Annotated in this window: 6 protein-coding genes; 1 reads left to right on the top strand and 5 read right to left on the bottom strand. The window is 64.8% G+C overall.

Annotated features, from left to right (window positions below; all coding sequences use genetic code 11):
- The 5 genes from ACXJL8_RS32875 to fliI all read right to left on the bottom strand — a co-directional run.
- Positions 1-471, bottom strand: a 471-nt coding sequence (locus ACXJL8_RS32875) for an AraC-like ligand-binding domain-containing protein (protein WP_456686288.1), incomplete at its 3' end; no start/stop codon positions are given.
- Positions 472-729: 258 nt separating this feature from the next.
- Positions 730-1,767: an anti-sigma factor domain-containing protein gene (locus tag ACXJL8_RS32870; protein WP_456621715.1), complete on the bottom strand. Its 1,038-nt coding sequence runs from the start codon at positions 1,765-1,767 to the stop codon at positions 730-732.
- A 22-nt stretch (positions 1,768-1,789) separates the two neighbouring features.
- Complete coding sequence (locus ACXJL8_RS32865) at positions 1,790-2,335, bottom strand: sigma-70 family RNA polymerase sigma factor (protein ID WP_456621716.1); 546 nt, start codon at positions 2,333-2,335, stop codon at positions 1,790-1,792.
- Positions 2,336-2,513: 178 nt separating this feature from the next.
- Positions 2,514-2,933, bottom strand: coding sequence for a flagellar export protein FliJ (fliJ, locus tag ACXJL8_RS32860; protein ID WP_148737232.1), 420 nt, complete (start codon positions 2,931-2,933; stop codon positions 2,514-2,516).
- 121 nt (positions 2,934-3,054) lie between these two features.
- Entirely contained in the window at positions 3,055-4,380 is a 1,326-nt protein-coding gene (gene fliI, locus ACXJL8_RS32855; protein WP_456623248.1) for a flagellar protein export ATPase FliI, read from the bottom strand.
- Positions 4,381-4,795: 415 nt separating this feature from the next.
- Here fliI and ctrA point away from each other — a divergent pair.
- Positions 4,796-5,377 (top strand): response regulator transcription factor CtrA (ctrA, locus tag ACXJL8_RS32850; RefSeq protein WP_456686287.1); only part of this gene is annotated, 582 nt, incomplete at its 3' end.

The following is a 5,377-nucleotide window of genomic DNA, read 5'->3' as shown; positions in this document are numbered from 1 at the left end:
ACCGTCGGAGAGAACCTGCGCCAGCTTGTCCTCAGCGCGCGGATTGATGTCGAGCAGCGCGCGGCGCGGCATGCGGATGGTGGTGAAGCGATCCGCGTCGGTGTGTCCGACGGTGCCGGTGATGCTCATGTCGACGAGCACCATCTGCGCGGGTGCGAGCTCGACGGTATGGCCGTTCTGTCCGACGCGGACAATGCCCGCATGTGCAGCGAGCAGGACGAGATCGTCGCTGCCATCGGCAAGGTGGCTCTGCGTGCGCGAATATTGCGCGGAAGCGCCTTCGGGAATGGCGAGCGCGATATTGTCGACCACGCTGATCTGGAGCCGGCAGTCGATGCTGTCGCCATGGCTCGGCCCGATATCGAGGCCGCAGGAACCGAAGGCCCTGTCGCGCCAATGTTCGAAAGCCGGACCATGCGGCAGCCCCGCATATTGGTGAATGAAGATGCCCGGCGTCTTCGCTGCATCCATCTGACTTCTCGCCCCTCTCCGGCACCATGATCGGCGGTGTCGATTGCAAATTCCGGGCATTTGACGCCGCGAATTGCGGAGAGGTTCAAATCGGGGGCAGATTTGGCGAGACTTGTCGGGATGCGACGGCGGACTGGACCGTGGCGACAGGAGTGTGCGCCCTTGTAGCCCGGATGGAGCGAAGCGCAATCCGGGGTTCTCACCAAGTGGCACGAAGGTCCCGGATTGCGCTGCGCTCCATCCGGGCTACGACGCAGCCTACTTCTTCGGCGGCGCCTGCGGCTGCGACGGCGGCACGGTCTCGATCAGCTTGCCGGAAAACACCGGTGCCGAGGTCGGCTGGCCGCTCGGCGAACCGCCGGCCTGCTCGACGGTGACGGCGTAGGTCGCGCCGTTGACGACGTCGGCATCGTAGGCGCCGAGCACCGGACGCGCGGTGAAATCGCCGGCGCCGATCACGCCGAGCGAGCGCGGACGCGGCAGCTTGTCGGAGATCAGCCAGAGCTCGAAACTCTTGCCGGGCTCCGGCGTCGCGCCGACCTTGCGCACCGTGAAATTCCGCGTGGCACCGTCGATGGTGAGGATGAAGGCGGGGCCGCCGCCCTGCCCCTGCAACAGCGCGACATATTGCGCGGAGGCAGCAAGCGGCGTGGACGGAGCCTTCACCTCGACCGTCTGGATCCGCGGTGCCGGTCGCAGCGCACCCGGAAGCGCATCGGGCTGCAGGATCTGAAGCGACAGCGTCACCAGCAGCGCGGCCGCAAGCGCGCCGACGGCAGATGCGATCGAGCGCCAGCGCTTCACGCGGCCCTCGAGCCGGATCACATTGGTGTTGTCCACGACCGGCGCCGGCGGCGCGCGCGCGACGTCCGGATCGGGCGCATGGACCTGCGGCATGAAGATCGGCACGACGTCCGGAATGGCATCCGGTTCGGGCCGCTGCGGCTCCGCCGGCGACACCGCTTCCGATGAAGCGTCCTGCGAGGGGACCTCCGGCGAGGATGCTTCCGTGACAGGCGGAGGTAGCGGCGGCGAGGCTTCGGACAGCGCGGGCGGCTCCTGCGCGAAGGCCGTCCGCGCGAGCTCGGACCTGATGTTCTCCCACACGATCGGCCGCGGCTCGACCGAGCCCACCATCTGGTTGAGGACGCCGAGCCGGAATGCCCAGGCCTGCACGATGGCGGCGAACTCCTTGTCCACCGCCATCATGGTCTCGACCTGCGCGCGCTCACCGGCATCGAGTGTGCCGAGCGCATATTCCGCGGCGAGCGCGATATGGTCCTCCGTGTAGGCCATCAATTGCAGTCCAAAACCACCTTCATAGTCCGAGGCACTCCCGGATATCCAACATGCTGCGCCGAAGCCACGTCTTCACCGTATTGACGGGCGCGGCGAATTTCTCGGCCAGCTGGTCGCGGCTCCAGCCGTTGTAATAGGCGAGAAGCACGAGCCTCTGACGGTCCGGCTCGAGCCGGCCGATGCATTCCAGGAGCCGCTTCAACTCCTCGGACATTTCCCGGCGCGCCAGCGGATCGGGACTGTCGGCGGCGACTTCCATCGCCTGGGGCTCTTCCTCGATGGAGACTTCCGTCTTCTTGCGCACGATGTCGATGGCGCGGTTGCGCGCGATGGATGCCATCCACGTGATCGGAGATGACAGCGCCGGATTGAACTGGCCGGCGCTGTTCCAGATCTTGACATAGGTCTCCTGAATGACCTCCTCCGCGAGATCCTGTCGGCGCAAGATACGGAGCACGACGCCATAGAGTTTCGCGCGCGTGGCGATGTAAAGCCGCTCGAAGGCGGCCTGATCGCCCCTCGCCACCGCCTCGATCAGCCCGACCAGCTCTGCTGGCGTCAGCATTCAGCCCCCCAACGCGCGGCCCCGTCGCATCCGGCGCGGACCCTGGCACTCCGCTACCATAGCGCGTGGCAAAGCCCGCCTCCAAGGGGCGGGGCGCCACGCTGTGGACAGCAAAGACGAAAACCCGGACCTTGCGGGTCCGGGTTCGCAAATTCTCGGCGGTTTGGCCGTGGCTGCCTTAGGCGATGGCACCCATGCGGGCACGCATCAGGCCGATGCTGTCGAGATCGGCCTGCTCGCGGGCGCTTTCCTCGGCGCGTTCACGGGCCTGGTCGCGCTCGTCCAGGAGCTCGACCTTCTTGAGCTCCTCGAAGGCTTCGCCGAGCGCAGCCTTGGCTTCCTCGAGCTGGCCCTTCAGTTCGTCGGCCGAGCGGGTCAGGTTCTCGCGGCGCTGGATGGCGGCCTTGGCGTAGGTCGGATAGGCAAAATGCGAGGGATCGTTGATCCCGGCGCGGTCCTGCTCGGTCTGGATCTCCCGTTCGAGATCGACCGACATCCGCTGGAAGTCGGCAATCATGGACTCGATCTGGGCGACCCGGCGGCGCTTCTCGTCGACCTGAAACTTCTTCAGGCGAATGAGGGTATCACGTGACTTCATCGACTCGTACTCCCCAGAAGTCCCTTGGCTGCACGTGGGACGACACCGGTCTCCCCACAGGCCCGATTGAGGCCAAGACCGGCTCTGCTACTCTGTGTGATCGGATGATGACGCGACAAAGTTAGCGTTCCGTTTCCAAATTGCCGAGGATTTGCGCCAACTGGCTGTAGCCGTCGGCAAGCGAGGCACTTTCGTCCTTGCGCTGGCGCAGGAAGGCCTCCAGCGGCTCGTGCAGGCGGATCGCCTCGTCGACCTCGGGGCTGGAACCGGCGCGGTAGGCCCCCAACCGGATCAATTCCTCCATGTCGGCATAGGTCGCCATCACCTGGCGCGCCCGCTGGATGGTCGGCCAGAACTGCGGATCGGCCGATTTCGGCATGGTGCGGGAGACGGATTTGAGGATGTTGATGGCGGGGTAGCGGCCGCGCTCGGCGATCGCGCGCTGCATCACGATGTGGCCGTCGAGGATGCCGCGGACCGCGTCCGCGATCGGCTCGTTATGGTCGTCACCATCGACCAGCACCGTGAAGATCGCGGTGATGGCGCCGACGCCGAGGCCGGGGCCGGCGCGCTCCAAGAGCTTCGGCAGTTCGGTGAAGACGGTCGGCGTGTAGCCTTTGGCGGTCGGCGGCTCGCCGGCGGACAGCCCGATCTCGCGCTGGGCCATGGCAAAGCGCGTCACCGAGTCCATCAGGCAGAGGACGTCCTGGTCCTCGTCGCGGAAATATTCGGCGACCGCGAGCGTCAGATACGCGGCCTGTCGCCGCATCAGGGCCGGCTCGTCGGAGGTCGCGACCACCACGACTGAGCGCGCCAGGCCCTCCTCGCCGAGGTCGTCCTGCAGGAATTCCTGCACCTCGCGGCCGCGTTCGCCGATCAGCCCGATGACGCTGATGTCGGCATCGACGTTGCGCGCGAGCATCGAGAGCAGCACCGACTTGCCGACGCCGGAGCCGGCGAAGATGCCCATGCGCTGGCCGCGGCAGCAGGTCAGGAAGGTGTTCATCGCGCGCACGCCGAGATCGAGCGGGGCGCCGACGCGCTTGCGCGAATGCGCCGGCGGCGGCGCGTTGCGGAACGGCATCGGCGAGGCGCCTTGCGGCAGCGGCCCCTTGCCGTCGATCGGCTCGCCGAGCGCATTGACGACGCGGCCAAGCCAGGCCGCGCAAGGCCGGACCTGGTTGGCGGCATTGGCGATGACGGCCTTGCAGCCGCGGCGCACGCCGTCGAGTCCGGCAAACGGCATCACGACGGCATTGTTGCCGGAGAAGCCGATCACCTCGCAGGGGATGAAGCGGTTGGCGCCGGTCTCGATCACGAGCCGTGCTCCGACCGACATCGCATGGATCGGGCCGGCCACCTCGACCATCAGGCCGCGAACACCGACCACGCGGCCATATATGTTGACGCCGTCGATGTCGCCGATCTGTTCGGCCAGAGCCTTCATAAGAGGGCCTTCATAAGGGCGACGCCTTCATAATGAGGGGCTTCGGGGCGAAAACCTTAAGTTTCGCCATATTTCTGAACGGCGCTTAACTTCGTGTTTACCCGCATCATTAATCATTGCGTCACTGTCTTTGTGACTGAGCGTGACTCCCCTTCAGAAGAAGGCTGAGTCGCGGGAGTCGGTTAGGCCCGTCTCTTAAAGTGGAACTTGAACGGAATCGGGTGACGAAAGCTGCTTCATCCGCAATACCTTAGGGCGATTCGACAAAAATTGCACCCGGGGGACTTGCGTTCCAGAATCAGATTTTGTTAACCATCTGTTGTCAGGATCCGAATCAGTTGTTCAAAGGCGTTTTGTTGAGTGCCGCGAATGCGGCCGACCTGACGCCCAGGAGCGGCGACTATGGGGAACTGGCATGCGCGTTTTGCTGATTGAAGATGACAGCGCCGTCGCGCAGTCGATCGAGCTGATGCTGAAGTCTGAGAGCTTCAACGTCTACACGACCGATTTGGGGGAAGAAGGCGTCGATCTCGGAAAATTATACGATTACGACATTATCCTTCTCGACCTTAACCTGCCCGACATGTCCGGCTACGACGTGCTCAAGCAGCTCCGGGTCTCCAAGATCAAGACACCGATTCTGATCCTCTCCGGCCTCGCCGGCATCGAGGACAAGGTCAAGGGTCTCGGCGTCGGCGCCGACGACTACATGACCAAACCCTTCCACAAGGACGAGCTGGTTGCCCGCATCCACGCGATCGTGCGCCGCTCCAAGGGCCATGCCCAGTCGGTCATCCAGACCGGCGACCTCGTCGTCAACCTCGACACCAAGACGGTCGAAGTCGGCGGCCAGCGCGTGCATCTGACCGGCAAGGAATACCAGATGCTGGAGCTGCTGTCGCTCCGCAAGGGCACGACCCTCACCAAGGAAATGTTCCTCAACCATCTCTATGGCGGCATGGACGAGCCGGAACTGAAGATCATCGACGTCTTCATC

The organism is Bradyrhizobium sp. P5_C11_2 (assembly GCF_054049755.1).
The sequence above is the reverse complement of the archived record's forward strand: the minus strand, read 5'-3'. Positions and strand labels throughout refer to the sequence as shown.